Origin of the sequence: Rhodococcus sp. BH4, from assembly GCF_002079265.1 — a bacterium.
GTDB lineage: Bacteria > Actinomycetota > Actinomycetes > Mycobacteriales > Mycobacteriaceae > Rhodococcus_F > Rhodococcus_F qingshengii.
In genome coordinates this window covers 6,122,757-6,139,197 of the sequence record NZ_CP014941.1, presented here as the reverse complement: position 1 = coordinate 6,139,197, position 16,441 = coordinate 6,122,757, and the positions used below count along the sequence as shown (strand labels likewise).

The following is a 16,441-nucleotide window of genomic DNA, read 5'->3' as shown; positions in this document are numbered from 1 at the left end:
GGTTCTTCATTCCTTGTATTCGAAACTATGTTCGATTAGACTTTCGGCATGGACAGTCGGGAAGCGTGGCAGCTGGATGGTGAGGGCCTCAAGGGTGAGGTTCTGGATCTGGTGCGTGTCCGGCACGAGTTGCAGTCGCGGATGGTGTTGTTGATCGTGGAGATGTTTTCCCGGGAGGTTCTCGGAGGGAAGGGGTTTCGGGCGATCGCGCAGTGGTTGCATGGTTCGACGAATCTGGAGATTGGCGAGTGCAGTCTGCTGGTCGGGTTGGCGCGGTTGTTGATGCTCGAACCCGTGGTGGCGGATGCGTTTCACCGGGGTGATGTTCATGCGTTGAAGGCGCGGCAGGTGGCGTCGTTTTGTCAGCATCCGCCGAAGAACATGACCCTGGCGGATGTGGACAAGGCTCGCGGGATCCTGTTGGGGTTGGCGTCGAAGAACATTGCCGATTGTGATGCGGTGCGGGCGGCGATTCGGCGGATCGAGAAGCAGTACGGCAAGCGTGAGGACGGCGTTCCGGTCGGTGAGGATTCCGAACGTAACGAGTTCTACGCGTCGAAAGGCTTGTACGGGCGGGTCACTGTGAAGGGTGACTTGGATGCTGTGAACGGGGCCCGTCTGATCACGTTGCTGTCGAGCCTGTCTGCGCCGACGCCGGAGAAGGACGGGGTCAAGGACACCCGCACGCCGGCACTGCGGCGGGCGGACGGGTTCTGCGAGTTGTTGCGACGGTATGAGCGGGCGGGGTTGGGTCCGATCGAGGGCGGGGTGAAACCGCACATCACGGTGACTGCGTCTGCGAAAGACATGACGGACCTCAAGGCGTTGAAGGACCTCTTGCCGTCCACGGAGGAGTTGGGGTTCGCGTGGACGGATTGGGTGGGCCCGATCAGTATCGACACGGCCCGGATGTTGGCGTGCGACTGCACCGTCACCCGGATCCTCCTGGACGAGAACGGTGTTCCGCTCGACTGCGGCAAAGAAGCAAGGACCGCGACGGTACCCCAGCGGCGGGCGTTGGCGGTTCGTGATGGTGGGTGTGCGTTTCCGGGGTGCGGGACACCGTCGGGGTGGTGCGATGCTCACCATATTGTTCACTGGAACGATGGTGGCCCAACGGATCTCGACAATCTGATTCTGTTGTGCGGTCATCATCACCGGACGCTGCATCACACGGAGTGGCGGGTGGAGATCGGTCCGGATCGGAAATCGGTGTTCTATCCGCCGATGTCGATGGATCCGTATCAACAGCCGATCGGCGGGAACAGCCCACCCACAGCAGCCTGAACGGGCGCAACTGAATACGTACACACCGGGGCATAGCCATGCCCCGGTGTGTACGGCGTGTGCGGTCAGAGCATCGTCGAGATATGGTCCGGCAGCGCGACACCGGAGTCGAGATCCTCGGACGGGATCGGTTCACCGAAGTGCGTAGCTGCGGGAACTACTCCAGCCCAAACGGTTTCGATACCGATGTCGGCGGCATCGTCACCGGGGCCGCCGGTGCGAGCCTTGACGGAAGCCTCGTACAACGGCAGCGCAAGAACGATGGTTGCCGCCATTTCCTTGCGCGTGTGATCCCGCAAGTATTGGGAACGTCCGGGAACCACCTGGTCGACGATCAGATTCAAAGCCTTCACGCGTTCGTCGTCGTCGGTCACGACTCGAGGTGATCCGATGATGACGCCGCTGCGGTAGTTCATCGAGTGGTGGAAGCCCGACCGAGCCAACACGAGCCCGTCGAGGATCGTGATGATGATGCAGATTTCGCTGTCGGGAGCCAAGCTCCGTGAAGCGACTGAACCGTGAACATAAATAGATCCGCCGCGGTCGGGGCCGTCGAGGTCGAACCCGTAGGCGGTGGGAAACACCATGGGAACTCCGCCGACGGTCACACCCATGTGGCACAGCTTCGCGGACTGCAAGACGTCGACGAGTGCCGCGCGTTCTGCGACGCCGTGGTGGCGGGCGCGCTTGTGCGTCGTACGTGCTGTCGGGGACAGCGGAACAGGTGCAGTGGGGGCAGGAGCAGGGGCAGCAAAGACAACGGAATCTGTCATGCAGACAATGCTGGTGGCAAAGTGGCTTCAAGTCATGGTCCAATCAGTGGAGACTTCGATAGGCCACTTCGATTTGCCACTTCCGGGAGGGTTCTGAATGTTTCTGCCTTCGGCGGTAGCCGTGGTCCTCGATCGGACAGATCGGCGGGCGCTCCCGGTCCAGATTGCCGACCACCTGAGAGCTGATATCCGCAGTGGTAAGGCGGCAGTGGGTCTGAGGTTACCCAGTTCCCGGAAGCTGGCGGCGGAGCTCGAGGTGGCGCGGGGCGTCGTGGAACGGGCGTATGAGCAGTTGATCGCCGAGGGTTGGCTTGTCGCTGTGCACGGCTCAGGCACCTTCGTTGCCGAGGCGCCCTCCCCCATGGTCACTCCCACGACTACACCGAAGAAGGCCGCCGACAAGATGTCACCCAGGGTGCAGCTCCGGCCGGGCGTGCCGTGGACGCCGCCGCGTGCATCGGCAGCGTGGCGGCGGGCGTGGCGTGACGTCGGGTCCAAACCGCCACCTTTCGAGGATCCCGATCCTGCGGGTGACTACGAATTGCGTTCGGCACTATCGGAATTGCTGGCAAGAGCCCGCGGAATGTCGGTTGAACCCGAGAGAATCCTGATCACCTCAGGTGCCACGCATGGTCTCGGCCTCGCCCTGTCGGCTCTGCGTACCCGTGGTGCTGTTCTGGCGATGGAAGATCCCGGATACCGGTATGCGTCCTCGGCCGCAACAGCCTGTGGATGGTCGCTGCTCGACGTGCCCGTCGACGCTCATGGTCTCTGTGTCGACCAACTCGAAACGGCGTCGGAGAGCGTCCGCGGTGTGTATGTGACACCGTCCCATCAGTATCCGACAGGAGGGCTGCTTCCGGTAGGTCGGCGCAACCAGTTGATCGAGTTCGCACGCGCCCGCGACGTCGTCCTGTTCGAGGACGATTACGACTCCGAATTCCGTTACGACGTAGCGCCTTTGCCTGCGCTTGCCCAGCTGGCTCCTGATCGGGTGGTGTATCTCGGAACGGTTGCCAAGACGCTCGGCGCCGGAATTCGATTGGGCTGGTTGGTAGCTCCCCTCGACCTGGTCGACCGCATAGCATTACACCGCAAGCGAATCGGCGACTTCCCGTCGGTTCCGCTGCAGCAAGCACTCCTGTCCCTGCTCCGTGACGGCGAATGGGATCGAGCGGTGCGTACCGCCCGGCGCAGGTACCGGGAGCGTGATCGGGCGGTCGAGGAAGCGCTGTCATCGTTCGGTGAACTGCGGGGTCTCGGCGCCGGCATGCACACGACGCTCATGCTCGACGCGGATCTGGCAGCCACCGTCGCTCGCGAGGCACTCGAACACGGCGTCGAAGTGCCCACCCTGGTCGAGTCCACCCGAACGCACGGAGACCCCGGCGGATTGGTCATCGGCTACGGGCGAGTGGAATCCGCGGACCTCGAATATGCGCTCGAGGTGATAGCCGAGTGCCTCGCACGTCACAGCGCGTGAAGTCTCGTTGATCGGGAGTGCGGCAACGGATGGGCGTGGTCCAGTTCTAGCGTCTGCTCGTGACGATCCGAAGCCAGACCTTTCCGCACCTGCTCGCACCAGGCACCATCGGCCCGATGACCGTGCCCAATCGCGTGGTTCTCCCTGCGATGGACATGAACCTGTGTGAAGACGGGGAAATCGAAAAGGGCGACATCGACCACTTCGTGGCGCGTGCAGCTGGTGGAACGGGTCTGATCATCACCGGTTGCTGCGCTGTTGCGTATCCGCTGGGCTGCACCAGCCGCAAGGAACCGGGGCTTTCGGAAGACCGGTTCATCCCCGGTCTCAAGGCGTTGGCCGACGCAGTCCACGACGCAGGCAGCAAGCTCTGTGTGCAGATGACACACCACGGCAAGGTGGCGCGCATCGATACCCTCGACGGCCGACCGCAGTTGGTCCCGTCCACGCCGAAGCCGCCGGGTGACATGAGCGCGATGGCCGATTGCACGCCAGAAGAACTGGGCAAGATGGCTGCCATCAACGAGGGCAAGAGGGCTACGTACCACGAGGCAACCAAGGAAGATCTTGATTGGCTGGTTCGCATGTTCGCTGAGGCTGCCGGACGGGTGAAGGCGGCGGGCGGCGACGCCGTCGAGATTCACTGTGCCCACAACTACGTCCTCGGAGCGTTCCTGAGTCGGTACACGAATCAGCGCAGCGACGAGTACGGAGGTTCCATGGAGAACCGTGCTCGCCTCGCTTGTGAGGTCATTCGGGCGGTCAAGGAGGAGGTCGGTGGTGCGCTTGCCGTCATCGTGCGTCTGGCCGGTCAAGAGTACGGCGAAACCGACGGGCTGACGGTCGACGAGGCTGCTGCGTCCGCGAAGATGTTCGAAGAGGCCGGAGCTGACGCCATTCATGTCACCGGTACCGCGCTGAATGCTTTTGCCAACTTCACCGACGGACCACTGCCCGACAAGGTCGGCTACTACACCGACAATGCAACGCGAATCAAGCAGGCGATATCGATCCCCGTGATCACCGTCGGACGTATGCTCCCCGAGGTCGGCGAGAAGATGATCGCGGAAGGTCGCACGGACTTCGCCGCAATGGGCCGCCAGCTCCTGGCCGATCCACAGTTGGTGAACAAACTCAAAGACGGTGTACCCGAGCGGGTTCGGCCTTGCATCAATTGCTACGTCTGCGTGCAGGAGAACTTCTGGGACGAGACCCCGCTGTGCGCTGTCAATCCCGCGCTCGGCAACGAAGCGCTTCTCCCCTTCGTTCGGACCAGCACTCCGAAACACGTTGTTGTGGTCGGAGCGGGCCCCGGTGGTCTCGAGACGGCCCGCGTGGCCGCTGAACGTGGGCACCGAGTCACGGTGTTGGACAAGTCCGATCGCCTCGGTGGCACCCTGTGGTTCTCGAGCCTCACTACCCCGGACAACGGGCGTCTGCTCAGCTGGTTGAAAGTGGAAATCGAGCGTCTCGGTGTCGATGTTCGACTGAAGACCGAAGCCTCGGTTGCCTCGATCCGGGCACTGAACCCCGACGCCGTAGTCGTGGCCACCGGTGCGGTTCGTGAGCGGCCTAGCGTTCCGGGCGGTGATCTCCCGCACGTGCACACCGGTGATTCGTTGCGCGCGTTGATGACCGGAGCGGGAGACGTCTCACAGGTACCGCCGTTCCTGCGGACGATGGCCAAGTTGGGCAAGCTGTCCGGTATTACCAAGAGCCCCGCGGCGATCCGAGCTGTGACCCGCAAGTTCCTGCCCATGGGTAAAGACGTTGTCGTGATCGGTGGTTCGCTTGTCGGACTCGAGCTTGCGGAGTTCCTGGCCGAGCGAGGTCGCACTGTGACGCTGATCGAAGAAGGCCAGCAGTTGGGCATTCCGATGGCGATGCCGCGCCGCTGGACGGCGGTGCGCCACGCCAAGCATGTCGGTGTGAACATTCACCGCAATTCAACGGTGCAGCGCATCACCAAGGAGCACGTCGAATTCAGTTCCGGTGACAAGACACTGACCGCTCCGGCCGACATGGTTGTCGTCGCCTCGGGAGTGTCGGCGCAGGCGCCACTGGCCGATTCTCTGATCGGCGTCGTCTCCGACGTGCACGTGGTCGGTGACGCGGTGAACGTCGACTACATCGAGGGCGCGATGCACACGGCGTGGAAAGTCGCGATGGATCTGTAGTTCAGCATCAGGTAGCGCTTTGTGCCGCAACGATGTCCGGCCACCAGCGGGCCGCGACATCGGGGTGCGCACGTAGTCGACTCTTGAGGGCATTCGCCCCGTAGGAATCGTGGATCGGGTTGTTCGCGTCCACGGTGACGCCGGTGGCGCGCGCCGCCAGCTCGGGAGGTAGGTCGAACTCCGGGATCTGCGCTGCGTAGTTCGGGTTGAAGAAGAACGGCACCGAGATACGCTCACCGTCGCCCTCGGGTGAAACTACCCGGTGCACAGTCGCTTTCAAGTAGCCGCCGGTAGCGACCTCGAGCAGTTCGCCGATGTTGACCACCAGCGCCCCGTCGATCGGCGGCGCGTCGATCCAGTCGCCGTCGTGCTCGACCTGCAGACCACCCTTGCCCGGTTCGACATAGAGCAGAGTCAGCACACCCGCGTCCTTGTGCCCGCCGACGCCCTGGGAGCCGGCACCTTTCGGGCGGCCCGGGTAACGCACCACCTTGATGAGGATCGACGGATCGTGAGCGAACGCGTCGTCGAAGATGGTCGCATCCTGGCCCAGGGCTACCGCCCATTCGCGTAAGAGGCTCAGTGCGATCGAGGTGAGCGTGTCGTTCCACTCGGTGATGACGTCGCGAAGTTCGGGAAGGGCGTCGGGCCACTGGTTGGGGCCCTGCAGGATCTCCCAGGCCGGTGAGGTGTCGGTGCGCTCGGCCGCGGGCTGTTCGGCCCCGATGTCGATCTGCTCGCGCCAGTCCTGCTTGCCTTCGGTCAGTTCGCCGCCGAGCCGGGTGTACCCACGGAAGTGCGGGCTGCGGACGTTCTCGATCGCGAGCTTCTCGGCAGTCGGCAGCGCGAAGAACTCGCGGGCGACGGCGAGGAGGCGGCGCTGCAGTTCGTCGGGAATTCCGTGGCCGACCAGGTAGAAGAATCCGACCTCGTGGGTGGCCTCGCGGAGCTGAGTGCGGAACTGCTCGGCGGTGTCGGGGTTCTGCGCAAGCGACAGATCGAGCACTGGCAGCGACGTAATCGACATGGGGTCCTCGATCCGTGTGATGGTTCTGATGTCCATCATTCCACGCTGAGCGGCACCCGGACCCGCACGGCAATTCGGCAGCCGCAGGCGTGATTACCCGCGCGGATGCGGAAACACCCTGCGGATAACAGAATCGGGGCCTTGCGCCATTGGCGCAAGACCCCGAATCAGTGTGAGTCGAATTAAGCTTCGTCAGCGCCGATGATGAACGCTTCGAGCTCGATGCGAGCCTTGTCGTCGGCCATCTGGACCGGCGGGGACTTCATCAGGTAAGCGGAAGCCGGGTAAACCGGTCCACCGATGCCGCGGTCCTTGGCGATCTTGGCTGCGCGGACGGCGTCGATGATGATGCCGGCGGAGTTGGGCGAATCCCAGACCTCGAGCTTGTACTCCAGGTTCAGGGGAGCGTCACCGAAGGCGCGGCCTTCGAGGCGGACGTATGCCCACTTGCGGTCGTCGAGCCACTCCACGTAGTCCGAGGGACCGATGTGGACGTTGCGGTCGTGAACCTTGCCGGCGAGTGCGCCGGTCAGGTTGGACGTCACGGCCTGGGTCTTGGAAACCTTCTTGGACTCCAGGCGATCACGCTCGAGCATGTTCTTGAAGTCCATGTTTCCACCGACGTTGAGCTGGTAGGTGCGGTCCAGCACGACGCCGCGGTCTTCGAACAGCTTCGCCATCACGCGGTGGGTGATGGTGGCGCCGACCTGGCTCTTGATGTCGTCACCGACGATCGGGACGCCGGCGTCCTTGAACTTGGCAGCCCACTCCGGGTCGGAAGCGATGAAGACGGGCAGAGCGTTGACGAATGCCACGCCTGCGTCGATCGCGCACTGTGCGTAGAACTTGTCAGCGTCGTCGGAACCGACGGGCAGGTAGGAGACGAGGACGTCGACCTGAGCGTCCTTGAGTGCCTTGACGACGTCGACGGGCTCGGCGTCGGACAGCTCGATGGTCTCGGCGTAGTACTTGCCGATGCCGTCGAGGGTCGGGCCACGCTGAACGGGAACGTCCAGGGGCGGGACGTCGGCGATCTTGATGGTGTTGTTCTCGCTCGCGAGGATCGCCTCGGAGAGGTCGAAGCCGACCTTCTTGGCGTCGACGTCGAACGCAGCGACGAACTGCACGTCGCGGACGTGGTACTTACCGAACTTGACGTGCATGAGGCCGGGGACCGTCTGGGTCTCGTCGGCATCCTTGTAGTAGTGGACGCCCTGAACCAGGGACGAGGCGCAGTTACCCACGCCCACAATGGCTACGCGCACCGCGGTGCTGTTCTCACCCATGGTCGGGTTCTCCTTCTTTCCGGGATGTTCCTGTTGTCGATTGCTCGGCTGCGATCAATTCGTTGAGCCAACGCACTTCGCGTTCACTCGATTCGAGTCCGAGCTGATGGAGCTGACGGGTATAGCGGTCCAGCGATCCGCTGGCCCGACCGACGGCCTCGCGGAGCCCCTCACGGCGCTCCTCGACCTGACGTCGCCTGCCTTCGAGGATCCGCATCCGCGCTTCTGCGGGGGTGCGGCTGAAGAAGGCGAGGTGAACGCCGAAACCGTCGTCGGTGTAGTTCTGCGGCCCGGTGTCGGCGACCAGTTCGGTGAACCGTTGCCGACCTTCCGGAGTGAGCTGGTAGACGCGACGCGCCCGACGCTTGAGCGTGCCGGTGGCAGTGTCGACGTCTTCCGAGATCAATCCGTCGGCTTGCATGCGCCGCAGTGCCGGGTACAGCGATCCGTACGAGAACGCGCGGAATGCGCCGAGCAGACCAGTGAGCCGCTTACGCAGCTCGTATCCGTGCATCGGTGACTCGAGGAGCAGCCCGAGGATTGCGAGTTCGAGCAACTGACAAACCTCCCGAGTCGTTGAACCTAACCGCTTGATGCGATAACCAACTATATCGCGCCGATATATAAAACCACACTGCGGACCGATACGTGTACCAGGGTGTCACGGCTAGATCAGGGGGTGAACGGGTAGATCGACATGATTTCGCCATCGAGGGCAGCGGTCAGGTACCCGCTCTCGTCGAGGTCGTTGCCGACGTGAATCTGGATGGTCGGAACATTTTCGGTGCTATCGACAGAGACGTACCGATTGGTCGGATTTTGCACCGACGTCGTTGTTCCGGCGCCGTCGAGCAGGGCGATCACGATGCGAGGATCGAGCTGTCTGACGTCGATCTGTGTCACGTCGGGTTCGCGTGATCCTCCTGAAGTCGTGTCCTCGAGGTCGCCTCGGTAGTAGCTGTCCAGGCTCTTGCGCGGCGCGGCAGGATCGGCGCGCGTTACGCGTGCATAAGTGGGATAGATGGTCATCTCGTCGACCAGTCCGCTGCCGTACTCCGTTTCGATGGCATGGAACATCGCCCCCAGGCCGTCGACGGTGTGTAACTGTGGCTCGGGGCTCGAGAAGATCGTGACGTCGGACGCGGCGTATTTGATTCCGAAACCGACAGCCGAGACCAGTGACAGCGCGATGATCACAACGGCGATCCAACGCGTGTCGAGCGAAGGTTCTTTCCGAAGAACAGGCAGGGACGCCTCGGTCTGCAGATCGGACGTCAAATCTTCGAGATCGCCGAGAGTGACTGCCACCGCGGCGAGTTCGGTCAATTCGTCGTGCTCGGTCGCCGTGAGTTGTCCGTCGGCGAAGGCGGAGTCCAGCACTGCGCAGGTAGCCTCGCGATCGGCATTGCGAGCGCGGGTGGTCCTGGTCAGATCGTTCGGCATGTCCGGGGCCTATCGAGGAGTGAAGGGAGACAAGCGGATCGGGCGGCCATCCGGGGTCAAATCCATTGAGCCGCTCGCGCCGAGGTTGTTGCTGGCGTAGATGGAGACGCGTGGATCGTCGCTCGACGAACTCATGCTGATGTGTGTGATCTCGGCGTCGGGGACGTTGAGATTTGCGGACACTCCTGCCAGATATCCGGCGAGTTTGTCGATGTCGACGGCAGCGAGGTCGAAGGTGACGGTGCTGGCTGCTCGAGTCGACGTGCTGTCGCGTGGTGTGAAACCGCCTCGAAAGTCGATGTCTTCCTCCAGGTTCGGCGAGACAGCGGCGGCGCGAGTGACGCTTGCATAGCCGTCGTAGAAGTTGGCGGAATCGATTATCGTCGTGCCGTACTTGGCGCTGTATCTGGTGATGAATTCCCCGATCCCGCTTGCGGTGACCGTGTTCAACGTCGAACTCACAATGGGGGCAAGCGGTTCGACGTTTTCGGCTGCCGCCGGTGGAGGCGGTGGGGGTGAAGGGTCGGCGGACAAGGTGAGGTACCCGATCAGGCCGGCGAAGATAGTCGATGCGGCTGCGAGGTACCAGATCTTGTCGATACGGCGAACTTTGGCGACGGCGTTGCGCAGCGTTGCTTTCTGCAGATCGCGGACCAGCAGATCGAGCTGTCCGAGCGTGGTCGCGGTCATGGCCGCAGCCATCCGGTTCGCGTGCTCGTCGACCGTGATCTGGCCGTCGGACAGAGCCGTATCGAGAACGGCGCAGGTATCGGAACGGTCGACGTCGCGCGCACGGGTGCGCGTAGAGGTAGTAGTCGGGGACCCACTCACCGGCTCACCCTAGCTCCCGTACGGGTAGGAACGAGAGATCTCGCCCCACGGCGTGACCTCGATGCGTCCTTGGTGGCCGAGTCCGTTCTCTGCATAGATCGCGATCTCCGGGACGCCGTAGTTCGCGTCCACGATCAAGTGGGTGATCGCGGCGTCCGAAACATTGACATAGTCGCCGATGTTCACCATGTACGGCGCGAGCTTGTCGATCTGGATGGAACCGAGGTCGAAGGTCGGCTGGCCCGTTCGCCGCGGAATGGACGTCACTTCCCTCTCGAAGCCGTCGCGAAAACTGATGGACTCGGTGAGAGCGGGAGCATCGGGGACCGCCCGGCTCACTGAGGAGTAGTCGCCGTGGAAGCTGGCGTCGTCTACGAACATGTCACCGAACTCTTCTCGATACCTCTCGATGAATGCGCCGATTCCTTCCGGCGTCAACGTGTCGATGTGTGCGATCAGGATCGGTTCGACGGTCGGCTCCGGCACCGGGGTGGTGGTCGGCAACGGCGGAGCGAGGGAAGTAGTGCTGGCATAACTGGCTGTGATGTCTTCCGAGGGCGTCAACGGTGACCGACTCCACGCCACTGCTGCGATCGCGCCGACGACGATCAGAGCAGCAGCACCGACGAACACGGCCTTTCGTGCCGTCGACGTCCGAGGCACCGTTTTGGTCTCGATCTTCGGCACCTGCAGATCGTTGACCAGGCGTGCGAGTGCGAGCAGGGTCTTCGCGGACTTCGCCTTCTCGGTCCGGTCGAAGTAGTCCTCCGCGCTCAACTGCCCTTCGGCGTACGCGGCGTCCAACACATTGCACGTTTCGACGCGATCAAGATCACGAGCGCGCGTCATCGGAGAACGAGAAGACTTCACAGGAAGTGATCGTAATGGCTGGTCGCCATGCCCCCAGCCCCCGAAATGTGTTCATCGTGACCCTCCCGAACCGTCCGTCGCGGCACGGACGCACGTACGCTGGTCAGGTGCGGATACAGCGGCAAGTTGTGGACTACGCGCTCGCGCGTCGGTCTGTGCTGGCCGAAGTGTCTGCGGGTCGGACCGACGTCAAGCAAGTGTGTGACGCCGATCCGTACCTACTCAGAGCCGCGAAGTTCCACGGCCGGGGCAGCGACGTCGTCTGCCCCATTTGTCGCAAGGAACAGTTGACGCTCGTGTCCTGGGTGTTCGGCGACAAGCTCGGTCAGGTTTCGGGATCGGCCCGAACCTCGGACGAGCTCGCTCGGCTTGCGGAAACAGCAGAGGAGTTCACGGTGCACGTTGTAGAGGTGTGCCGTACCTGCAGTTGGAACCACTTGGTGCAGTCCTATGTGCTCGGCGCAGTACCTGCGCCGCCGCGACCGCGGCGAGCACGCCCACCAAGCCGGCGCACCGCCAGCGAGTAACGCCACACCCGAAGAAGGGCCCGATCGAAGTCTGCACGTGATCGGTCCGTGACCACTGGAGATTTGATTCGTGAGTTCCCCCAGCAACAACAACCCGGGCGGCAACAACCCGGGTGGCCGTCCCGTCGGTCCCAACCGTCCCGCCGGACCTCCTCAGGGTCGTCCGCCGCAGGGACGTCCCATGGGCCCACCACCGCAGGGACGCCCTCCGATGGGTCCGCCCCCTCAGGGTCGTCCGCCGCAAGGTCGTCCGATGGGACCCCCGCCCCAGGGTCGTCCGCCGCAAGCCCGACCTTCGGGCCCGCCTCCTCAGGGCCGCCCCGCCGGTCCCCCTCCTCAGGGTCGTCCGCCGCAAGGCCGACCTGCCGGCCCGCCGCCTCGAGATCGCGCCGTAGGCGCTCAAGGAGATCGCGCCTCCGGCACTCAGGCGAACGAACCGACCCAGCGCGTCGCGGCAGCAGCAGCGACCACCCGTAGCAACGCGGGCGCCCGCCCGCCGGTCGGACCTCCACCGACGAAGCCACCGACAGGTGGCTCCGGTGGCGGTGGCAACGACGGACAACCCCCGAAGGGAAAGAAGAGCGCCGTGAAGAAGAAGTCCAAGTGGCGCACAGTTCGCCGCTCGGCCTACGTCTTGGTGGCGCTCGGTCTTGTTCTGCCCGTCCTTGCCTTCATGGCCGCGTACATCGTGCAGGACGTCCCCAAGCCCGGTGACCAAAAGACCAATCAGGTGGCGACGGTCTTCGCCGCCGACGGAAGCACCGTGATCGCTACCGTCGTCCCGCCGGACGAAGGTAACCGCGTCGAGGTCTCGCTCGATCAGGTACCGATGCACGTTCGTAACGCCGTTCTGGCCGCAGAGGACCGCGATTTCTACTCGAACCCGGGCTTCTCGATCTCCGGTTTCGCGCGCGCAGCCCGTGACAACGTCCTCGGTCGCGACAGTGCCGGTGGTGGATCGACCATCACTCAGCAGTACGTGAAGACCGCGCTCGTCGGCTCGGAGCGTTCGCTGACGCGAAAGATGAAGGAACTCGTTCTCTCCTCGAAGATGGCCAACGAGTGGTCCAAGGACGACATTCTTGCCGCATACCTGAACACCATCTACTTCGGTCGTGGTGCGTACGGTATCGAAGCCGCGTCCAAGGCTTACTTCGGTAAGCCCGTCGACCAGCTGTCCATCGAAGAAGGCGCCGTCCTGGCGTCGTCGATCCAGCTTCCGTCGCTCCTCGATCCCGAGACCAACCCGACCGGCGCGAAGTCCCGTTGGGATTACGTGCTCGACGGCATGGTGTCCGCCGGCACGCTGGATCAGGCCGCGCGCACGCCGATGCAGTACCCCGCCTACATCCCGCTCGCCCAGGTCGACAACAGCAGCCAGGGCTCGACCGGACCCGAAGGCCTGATCAAGCGTCAGGTGCTCAAGGAGATCGGCGACGCTGGAATCAGCGAGCAGTTGCTCAACACCGAGGGCTTGCAGATCACCACGACCATCGACCCGCAGGCTCAGGCCGCAGCGGTCGAGGCAGCCCGTTCCAACATGGAGGGTGAGCCGGAGAATCTGCGTACCGCAGTTGTCTCGGTCGATCCGAAGACCGGAGCCGTCAAGGCGTACTACGGCGGTGAGGACGGCGCGGGATACGACTTCGCGAATGCCGGACTTCAGACTGGTTCCTCGTTCAAGGTGTTCGGCCTCGCAGCCGCCCTGGATCAGGGAATCCCGCTCTCGCAGATGTACGACAGCTCACCGCTGACCGTCAACGGCATCTCCATCGGCAACGTCGAAGGTGAAAGCTGCGGCACCTGCACCATCGCAGAGGCGCTCAAGCGTTCGCTGAACACCAGCTTCTACCGTCAGATGCTCAGCCTCGACGGCAACGGCCCGCAGGAAATCGCGGACATCGCTCACAAGGCAGGCATCCCGAAGGACATCCCGGGCGTCGGCCCGTCGCTCACCGAGGCCGACGGTTCCGGCCCCAACAACGGCATCGTGCTCGGCCAGTACCAGGCCCGCGTGCTCGACATGGCGTCGTCGTACGCGACACTCGCCGCGTCCGGTACGTATCACGCACCGCACTTCGTGCAGAAGGTCGTCGCGGCCGACGGCACCGTGCTGCTGGACCGCGGCGCGCCCGCCGGTGAAGACCGCATCGACGCTGCCGTGGCGGACAACGTGACGGCTGCGATGCAGCCGATCGCGGCGTACTCGCGCGGTCACAACCTGGCCGGCGGACGTCTGTCGGCGTCGAAGACAGGTACCGCGCAGCTCGGTGACACCGGAGCCAACAAGGACGCGTGGATGGTCGGCTACACGCCGTCGCTTTCGACCGCGGTCTGGGTCGGAACTCCCGACGGTGAAGCGATCACCAATTCCGGTGGCGCGATGATCTACGGCTCGGGTCTGCCTTCGGACATCTGGAAGGACACGATGGACGGCGCCCTCGAGGGCACCGACAACGAGAAGTTCCCGACGCCGGGCAAGATCAACGGTCAAGCCGGTGGTGTTCCGGAGTACACGGCTCCCGCACCGCCCAAGACGTCGGCGCCGCCGACCACTGCACCGACGACGACGGAAACCACTCCGCCGCCCGTGGTGACAACGACGCAGGTCGAGATTCTGCCGGGCATCACGATCCCGATTCCGGGCATCTCCCGGCCGACGACAACCACGCCACAGGTACCAGGGGCAGGCGAGACCACCGAGGAAGAACCGGCAGGTGTGAGCCCCGGCCAGTAGTTGGAGGGTGGTCGGTTCGAAAGACGGTAACCTCGCGGAGTGGCCGCGAATGCTGATGATGCCGAACCGACCTCCCCCGCTCCGCTGGCCGAAGATCTTCGTTCGGCGGATTGGCGGGACGTTCCCAGTCGCAACGACGCGATGGTGTCTGCGCTGTCGGGAACCGTCGGCGGTCCGGTAGGTCGTCACGCACTGATCGGGCGCACTCGCTTCTTCACACCGATGAGAGTGATCCTTCTGCTCGCCGTGGTGTTCTTGGCTTTCGGCTGGTTCGCGAAGGCTGGCTGTATTCAGCAGGCGCCGGTCGGCGAGAGCGGGCAGGTCGGCCTCGACTGGAGTGGCAGCCGTCAGTACGTGGCGATGTGTTACTCCGACACCGTTCCGCTGTACGGAGCCGAGCGCCTCGATCAGGGAGCATTCCCGTACAAGACGTCGTGGGAAGAAGTACGCGGCGACGGTTCGATCCAGATGCGGTACATGGAGTATCCGGTCATCTCGGGGCTCTATCAGTACGGCGCAATGAAAGTCGCCAAGGCGTGGGATTCGATCACCTGGCTGCCGGGCGCGATTCAGGTGGCGCTCTATTTCAACGTCGTGGCGTTCGGGTTGGCGTTGGCGTGGCTGGTCACCGTGTGGGCGAGCACCCTGCTGGCCGGACGACGAGTGTGGGACGGCGCTCTGATCGCGTGCTCCCCTTTGGTGATCGTGCACGTGTTCACGAACTTCGATCCTCTGGCGACGGCGTTCGCGGCGGGTGGGTTGTTGGCGTGGGCACGCAAGCGGCCCGTGCTCGCGGGAATCCTGCTCGGCCTGGGCGGCGCCGCAAAGCTCTACCCGCTGCTCCTACTGGGACCGCTCTTGGTCCTGTGTCTGCGCGCGGGCAAGACGAGGGACTGGCTGGTGACCGCTCTCAGCGCGGTCGCGGCATGGCTTGCGGTGAACCTGCCCATTGCCGCGCTGTACCCCCATGGTTGGTACGAGTTCTTCCGGCTCAACTCCGAACGCGGGGCCGATCCGGATTCGCTCTACAACGTGATCGCGTCGTTCACGTCGTGGAAGGGCCTCGACGGTCCTCTCGCACAGGGTGAGTCACCGTCGAATCTCAACGCCGTCTCTCTGCTTTTGTTCGTGGCCGTCTGCATCGGTGTCGGATACGTCGCCCTGACGGCGCAGCGTCGTCCGCGAGTTGCGCAGCTGTGCTTCCTGTTGGTGGCGGGCTTCCTGCTCACCAACAAGGTGTGGAGCCCGCAGTATTCTCTGTGGCTGGTGCCGCTGGCCGTGTTGGCCTTGCCGCACCGCAGACTCCTGCTCGCGTGGATGACCATCGACGCCCTGGTCTGGGTTCCACGAATGATGTATTACCTCGGGGTGTCCAACAAGGGGCTGCCCGAGCAGTGGTTCACCGGAACGGTCGTGATCCGGGACATCGCGGTACTCGTTCTGTGCGCGCTGGTGCTCCGGCAGATCTACCGGCCGTCGGAGGATCTCGTGCGGTACGGGTTCATCGACGATCCGGCGGGCGGTGTTCTCGATCAAGCACCGGACAAACAACCTGCCTGGCTACCCGGTTGGTTGAAGCCGTCCAAGGCGAAGGAACCGGAAACCGTCGCGGTCTGAGGTCACCACTCGTCGAGGGTGGTGTACCCGTCCTGGACCGCGCGGGCGAACAACGCTGCCTTCGTGGGAGCCGGCCGCCCGACGTCGCTGTACTTCGTGCGGATCCGAGTGATGTGTGTGTTGACGGTGCAGACGCGTAGGCCGAGTGTCTCGGCGACCTCGGACTTGGAATCCGAACGTAGCTAGGCAAGAAGTACTTCGATCTCGCGGACGCTCAGCTTCGGCTTGTGCTTGCCGTGCTTGGGGTTGCCGACTCGGGACACGTTTGCCTCGATCTTCGGAGAAATGCCGATTGAAGACATGCGAGTAGCGCCTTTCGACGGAGGGGATGGGCGTCGACTGCCGTATTTGCAGAAGGGCTGCTGGCTCAGGGTGCGACTGAG

At 63.6% G+C, this 16,441-nt stretch carries 13 protein-coding genes; 6 read left to right on the top strand and 7 right to left on the bottom strand.

The window, feature by feature from the left end; all coding sequences use genetic code 11:
• Positions 1-48: 48 nt before the first annotated feature.
• Positions 49-1,287 (top strand): HNH endonuclease signature motif containing protein, encoded by a 1,239-nt coding sequence (locus tag A0W34_RS28495; RefSeq protein WP_081558681.1) that lies wholly within the window; start codon positions 49-51, stop codon positions 1,285-1,287.
• A 65-nt stretch (positions 1,288-1,352) separates the two neighbouring features.
• On the opposite strand, the gene A0W34_RS28490 is transcribed toward A0W34_RS28495, so the two are convergent.
• Entirely contained in the window at positions 1,353-2,060 is a 708-nt protein-coding gene (locus tag A0W34_RS28490) for a pyridoxamine 5'-phosphate oxidase family protein (protein ID WP_081558680.1), read from the bottom strand.
• Between the two features lie 97 nt (positions 2,061-2,157).
• On the opposite strand from A0W34_RS28490, the gene pdxR reads away from it, so the two are divergent.
• Together pdxR and A0W34_RS28480 are read left to right on the top strand one after the other, a co-directional pair.
• Positions 2,158-3,543: a MocR-like pyridoxine biosynthesis transcription factor PdxR gene (pdxR, locus tag A0W34_RS28485; protein ID WP_081558679.1), complete on the top strand. Its 1,386-nt coding sequence runs from the start codon at positions 2,158-2,160 to the stop codon at positions 3,541-3,543.
• Positions 3,544-3,602: 59 nt separating this feature from the next.
• Complete coding sequence (locus A0W34_RS28480; protein ID WP_081558678.1) at positions 3,603-5,720, top strand: oxidoreductase; 2,118 nt, start codon at positions 3,603-3,605, stop codon at positions 5,718-5,720.
• Positions 5,721-5,727: 7 nt separating this feature from the next.
• Here A0W34_RS28480 and A0W34_RS28475 read toward each other — a convergent pair whose 3' ends face one another.
• The 6 genes from A0W34_RS28475 to A0W34_RS28450 form a co-directional block, all read right to left on the bottom strand.
• The gene (locus A0W34_RS28475; protein ID WP_232329954.1) at positions 5,728-6,786 is read right to left on the bottom strand and encodes an isopenicillin N synthase family dioxygenase; all 1,059 of its coding nucleotides are present in this window, start codon (positions 6,784-6,786) and stop codon (positions 5,728-5,730) included.
• A gap of 143 nt (positions 6,787-6,929) precedes the next feature.
• Positions 6,930-8,033, bottom strand: coding sequence for an inositol-3-phosphate synthase (locus A0W34_RS28470; RefSeq protein WP_003945979.1), 1,104 nt, complete (start codon positions 8,031-8,033; stop codon positions 6,930-6,932).
• On the bottom strand, positions 8,026-8,589 hold the full coding sequence (locus tag A0W34_RS28465; RefSeq protein ID WP_003946014.1) for a PadR family transcriptional regulator: 564 nt from the start codon (positions 8,587-8,589) through the stop codon (positions 8,026-8,028). The genes A0W34_RS28470 and A0W34_RS28465 overlap by 8 nt, the downstream gene beginning before the upstream one ends.
• Before the next feature lie 116 nt (positions 8,590-8,705).
• The gene (locus A0W34_RS28460) at positions 8,706-9,476 is read right to left on the bottom strand and encodes a DUF1707 SHOCT-like domain-containing protein (RefSeq protein ID WP_081558677.1); all 771 of its coding nucleotides are present in this window, start codon (positions 9,474-9,476) and stop codon (positions 8,706-8,708) included.
• Between the two features lie 9 nt (positions 9,477-9,485).
• A complete protein-coding gene (locus tag A0W34_RS28455) occupies positions 9,486-10,307 on the bottom strand; it encodes a DUF1707 SHOCT-like domain-containing protein (RefSeq protein WP_081558676.1) in 822 nt (273 codons plus the stop codon).
• A gap of 9 nt (positions 10,308-10,316) precedes the next feature.
• Positions 10,317-11,156 carry a DUF1707 SHOCT-like domain-containing protein gene (locus tag A0W34_RS28450; protein ID WP_007735521.1) on the bottom strand — a complete coding sequence of 280 codons (840 nt, stop codon included), beginning with the start codon at positions 11,154-11,156 and terminating at the stop codon, positions 10,317-10,319.
• A 128-nt stretch (positions 11,157-11,284) separates the two neighbouring features.
• Between A0W34_RS28450 and A0W34_RS28445 the strand changes: the two genes are divergently transcribed.
• The 3 genes from A0W34_RS28445 (at position 11,285) to A0W34_RS28430 (ending at position 16,058) form a co-directional block, all read left to right on the top strand.
• A complete protein-coding gene (locus A0W34_RS28445) occupies positions 11,285-11,704 on the top strand; it encodes a DUF5318 family protein (protein WP_042448217.1) in 420 nt (139 codons plus the stop codon).
• A gap of 586 nt (positions 11,705-12,290) precedes the next feature.
• Positions 12,291-14,441: a transglycosylase domain-containing protein gene (locus tag A0W34_RS28435; protein ID WP_081558675.1), complete on the top strand. Its 2,151-nt coding sequence runs from the start codon at positions 12,291-12,293 to the stop codon at positions 14,439-14,441.
• A 39-nt stretch (positions 14,442-14,480) separates the two neighbouring features.
• Positions 14,481-16,058: a glycosyltransferase family 87 protein gene (locus tag A0W34_RS28430; protein WP_054826678.1), complete on the top strand. Its 1,578-nt coding sequence runs from the start codon at positions 14,481-14,483 to the stop codon at positions 16,056-16,058.
• Positions 16,059-16,441: the final 383 nt, after the last annotated feature.

Coding starts and splice junctions, on each gene's coding strand:
- A0W34_RS28495 (WP_081558681.1), top strand. CDS start 49: ATGGACAGTCGGGAAGCGTGGCAGCTGGATGGTGAGGGCCTCAAGGGT.
- A0W34_RS28490 (WP_081558680.1), bottom strand. CDS start 2,060: ATGACAGATTCCGTTGTCTTTGCTGCCCCTGCTCCTGCCCCCACTGCA.
- pdxR (WP_081558679.1), top strand. CDS start 2,158: ATGTTTCTGCCTTCGGCGGTAGCCGTGGTCCTCGATCGGACAGATCGG.
- A0W34_RS28475 (WP_232329954.1), bottom strand. CDS start 6,786: ATGATGGACATCAGAACCATCACACGGATCGAGGACCCCATGTCGATT.
- A0W34_RS28470 (WP_003945979.1), bottom strand. CDS start 8,033: ATGGGTGAGAACAGCACCGCGGTGCGCGTAGCCATTGTGGGCGTGGGT.
- A0W34_RS28460 (WP_081558677.1), bottom strand. CDS start 9,476: ATGCCGAACGATCTGACCAGGACCACCCGCGCTCGCAATGCCGATCGC.
- A0W34_RS28450 (WP_007735521.1), bottom strand. CDS start 11,156: ATGACGCGCGCTCGTGATCTTGATCGCGTCGAAACGTGCAATGTGTTG.